This window comes from Erwinia sp. PsM31 (assembly GCF_030433775.1).
GTDB classification, from domain to species: Bacteria; Pseudomonadota; Gammaproteobacteria; order Enterobacterales; family Enterobacteriaceae; genus Erwinia; species Erwinia aeris.
The window spans coordinates 1-3,486 of record NZ_JARUWZ010000056.1; the positions used below are offsets into that span (position 1 = coordinate 1).

4 protein-coding genes are annotated in these 3,486 nt (G+C 45.3%); all 4 read right to left on the reverse strand.

Annotated elements, in window-relative coordinates:
* Positions 1-130 precede the first annotated feature (130 nt).
* The gene (locus QCD69_RS22360; protein WP_301253561.1) at positions 131-1,198 is read right to left on the reverse strand and encodes a hypothetical protein; all 1,068 of its coding nucleotides are present in this window, start codon (positions 1,196-1,198) and stop codon (positions 131-133) included.
* A 13-nt stretch (positions 1,199-1,211) separates the two neighbouring features.
* Positions 1,212-1,649 (reverse strand): hypothetical protein, encoded by a 438-nt coding sequence (locus tag QCD69_RS22365; RefSeq protein WP_301253562.1) that lies wholly within the window; start codon positions 1,647-1,649, stop codon positions 1,212-1,214.
* 22 nt (positions 1,650-1,671) lie between these two features.
* Positions 1,672-2,724 carry a PAAR domain-containing protein gene (locus QCD69_RS22370; RefSeq protein ID WP_301253563.1) on the reverse strand — a complete coding sequence of 351 codons (1,053 nt, stop codon included), beginning with the start codon at positions 2,722-2,724 and terminating at the stop codon, positions 1,672-1,674.
* A gap of 19 nt (positions 2,725-2,743) precedes the next feature.
* Positions 2,744-3,486 (reverse strand): type VI secretion system Vgr family protein (locus tag QCD69_RS22375; protein ID WP_301253564.1); only part of this gene is annotated, 743 nt, incomplete at its 5' end.

Sequence of the window (3,486 nt, forward strand, 5' to 3'; positions counted from 1 at the left end):
ATCAAACATAGTAATTTCCCGGACTGGCAGGCCCGGCGGGACGCCGGGCGGATAAAATTTAGTAGGGTCAGACGGAGTGTGTTTTTAAGAGCAGGGTTATCGTATTGGTGTCTAAAAGACAGACATCAACTTAATGAGCCGAGATCTGCATGGTAGAGAAAATAATTTCCAGGCATCGCTTATTTTCTTCAAAATGATAGTCTTTTACGTTACGATGCCTGCCAACTAATTCTATATATGCCCATACGTTATTTTTATTGAAAACGTATGCCTGATAAAAAGCGCGCATATGGTCATCTCTGCTGGTGATCTCGCCCGTGCACGTAAATAAATCAATATTCAGATTGCTGTTAAAATCATTTTGGATGGGCTCCAGCTCGTTTGCTACCAGTGTTATTCCATTATCCTGCTGATGAAAACGCTCGGCACATTTATCAAAAATTTCTTCTGCCGAGTGAACCACAGTGTCAGGATAAAAGTATAAATTTATCGCACCATAATTAACATTTTCGATAGTATGCTCTATGAGCATTCTGTTTTCTGAAATAACTTTAGCTTTCCAGGATAACGGTACTTTAAACGAACTTCCTGCTCCCAGATTAACGGTAGTTAATAATTCAGCCAGCGCCAGATTGCTACGATTTGAGAGATCCCAGTTAACCACGACAAAAAAGATATCATCAGCCAGCGCAGCATAATCTCGTGAAGCGCAGGAAGCTTTCAAAAGGAAGTAATTCCCGCCGCCTTCCGCAGGATTGTAATCTTTTTGTATGGTATAGCGCGAGATGACTTCATCACCAGAGGCATGAACTTTGACTGTTAATACATCTGCAAACTTGCCGCTACCGTTGGGATTATTAATTAAACGCTGGTGCAGGATCTTTTCACCCATAATGGACAGTTTTTTAAACAGCCAGTCAGATGCGTTCATTTCCCACTCGCATCGCTCATAAGCTGCCCAAACCTCAAGGTAGGGCGTAGTGTCGGATGTAATGTAACGACCAATATTCACCAACCCTACTTCCGGGAAGTCCACCGGTTTGATTTCAGCAGGTTTCAGGCTTTGCGGTAAGGCTACCCAATAGTGCAGCATCTTCTCACTGGAAGAGGTGTAAAGACACTTCCAGTAACGCTGCTGCATTTCCTCTTTAGTAAAAGGAGAGGCAAGCGGAAAGTCGTAGCTGATGTAATTGCTCATAACCCCCTCCTTTTTATCTACCTAACCAAATCCCATAAAGCATCAATGCAGATGCTGCGGAAACTAAACACTTTACGAAAAGAAGAAGTGACGGAGAAACACTTTTCGAAAAAGATGATAATTTTTCATAGTTCTGTGTATTATATTCCTTATGAAACCCCATGATATTTGAAAAGATGGAACAAAGTGCTACTATCAAGAATTTACTGCCAAGTACCGCGATACATGCTCCGCCTAAAGAGGCAGTGAGTTTTTTTGCGTCAGACATGGGCATAAAGTGCCATGAAGTTATCATGTTATACATTAGCCTGCCAAACAGAGCAGTTCCAATTAATACACCAATTACTTTAGCTGCAAACAAAAACCAATCTTTTTTAGAAAAACTGTCTTTTCCATTCCACACATACCATAGAGAAATAGCTAAAAATATAAGAAAACCTAACCAAGACATACTTAACCCACCGATTTAAAAGTCAATCACCTATTAGCACTGTATTACAACCAGTACTAATTACCCCATCGCCATTTTTCTCCGATATATTTTTCTCATCGCCTTCTTTAAAGCCCCAACTTATTATCTTTTTAAAAGAAAGTTTAAAATCCACGTCAACTTTCACGCCCACAGTTAAAGCTAATTCACCTGAAGCTTTAACATTCACCGAATAGTCTGTCTCATCCCAATATCCGGTTACTCCAGCAGAGGCACCAACGGCCCCTGCACTCCCACCAACTTTACCACCCGTTACCAAAATACCATATAAATCAACATTCCCTGTCAGCTCTCCTTTTACTGCTGCAGCCTCGGCGCCCACCTCACCAGAAAAACCATAACGTCCTTTATCACCCGTATAAAATTCGCTGATGGCCTTGGCCTCGGCAGTGCCTAATGTGACATCCCCCGTAGCACCTAAATATAGCGTTCCCTGATTTCCTAACGCGCCTGTTGCACCATACTGCGCGCCAGTCGCCGTCGCTACCGTATTAAACCCTGATAAATCAGTCGAATATCCGTAATCCGTGCTATTGACGTTTACCACGCCTATTTTATTTCTCAACTCTCCTTTCAGAACATCCGTGCTCTGCATATTGCCAAGCGTTAAATCTTCTAATGCCACGCCCATTGAAGCCGTGTCATAGTGTCCATCTTCCGTTTTATCTTCTTCGTTATTCCAGATGCTTAATATACGACCATCATAATGATCGCCATGTATTTTACCGTCTTCACCGGCCTTTTTAGCCAGCGAGCCGCCCCAGTATTGCGGAGCCGCAGGTTTAGGTTTTGCAGGAGCTGATGCGCCGCCAGCGTTACACTGGGTTTTATCGCCCTGGCGGGCGAGCGATACGCCGTTAACCAGCACGCTGCCGGAACCACCGACAATAATGCCGCTGCCGTGCTGCGTACAGGAAAACGAATCACCTTTACGGGCAGCAGGAAATCCTCCAATGATAACGTCAGGACTCCCGCACTGAATTGGGCCATCGTGAGCGGCTTTATCGATGGATGCTCTGGCCGCAGGCATACCCATACTTATTTTTCCTCAGCCATTAACTGTTAATTTTAACCATCGCGCCTTTGATATCAGCCACGTTCGTTCCGGTAATACTTACCGTGTCATTCGCTTTCATCTCGGTATTTTTACCGTCGCCTACCGTGGTCAGCTCGTTGCCTTTAAACAGCGCCTGTAATTCGCTTTCGGCGTGAAGATCCCCTGATTTTACCTGAATTTCAATGGCGTCGGGCGAAATCAATATATAGTTGTCTTTCACCTTTAATTTAATGCTGGTATTGGCCTCAAGCAGCGCATTACCCTCTTTGTCCATGGTCAGCACAGTTTCATCCTTGCCGACATTAACGACGTGTTTTTCACCCGTTTCCGTCAGATGATTGCGCTTTATCGTGACTTTTTCGTCACGGCCAATCGCTTTCAGACGATCGACGCCCACGTGGTGCGTTTCACAGCTCTCGACTTCCGTATCCATGTTTTTTTCCGCATGGATCCAAATCTGTTCGTGACCGGCTTTGTCCTCAAAGCGCAGCGCGTTGGCGGTATCTTTATGTCCATCCTTACTACGGCTATAAAATCCCATCTGGGTTGCGGCCGCCGGTAATCCCCATGGTGGCATGTTCCCTTCGTTATAGACGCGGCCCGTTACCATTGGTCGATCGGGATCGCCGTTGATGAAGTCGATCACCACTTCATCACCTACGCGAGGTATCTGGATACTTCCATACCCCTGGCCCGCCCAGGCGCTCGACACGCGCACCCAGCACGAGCTGGTGTCGTCCC

Bases quoted from the DNA above. Each gene is read 5' to 3' on its own strand.
- QCD69_RS22360 (WP_301253561.1), bottom strand. From the start codon at position 1,198: ATGAGCAATTACATCAGCTACGACTTTCCGCTTGCCTCTCCTTTTACT.
- QCD69_RS22370 (WP_301253563.1), bottom strand. From the start codon at position 2,724: ATGGGTATGCCTGCGGCCAGAGCATCCATCGATAAAGCCGCTCACGAT.
- QCD69_RS22365 (WP_301253562.1), bottom strand. From the start codon at position 1,649: ATGTCTTGGTTAGGTTTTCTTATATTTTTAGCTATTTCTCTATGGTAT.